Below are 335 nucleotides of genomic sequence, written 5' to 3' on the forward strand. Positions count from 1 at the left end.
GCAAACCCGGCGCTTTGCGCAATGGGGCTCCGTTCCGGGAATGGGTTCTGCCAGCCGCGATGGAGAAGGTCCGCAAACGGTTGAAGAGCGTCGATGACGGTGATCGACAGATGGTCACCATTCTCGGCTGTGTTCCAGGGGATGGCCTCACGGCCGTGGAGGCTGCCTGTCAGGAAGCGCTCGATCACGGCGTCTGCTCCGCCTCGGTGATCATCAATATTCTGGCTCGAAGCCGTGACCCGGCTCCCGCTGCAACCCTGCAAATCCCGGATGCGCTTCGGCTTGCCCATGAGCCGGTCGCCGACTGCGCCCGTTACGACAGGCTCAGGAGGGCA

Annotated in this window: 1 pseudogene; it reads left to right on the plus strand. The window is 63.6% G+C overall.

Features of this window, described 5'->3' with window-relative positions:
* A pseudogene (locus tag ABFT80_RS28015) lies at window positions 1-335 on the plus strand (IS21 family transposase); the annotation flags it as partial.

It is taken from the genome of Foliimonas ilicis, assembly GCF_039939195.1.
In the GTDB taxonomy this organism is placed as follows: Bacteria; Pseudomonadota; Alphaproteobacteria; order Rhizobiales; family Rhizobiaceae; genus Foliimonas; species Foliimonas ilicis.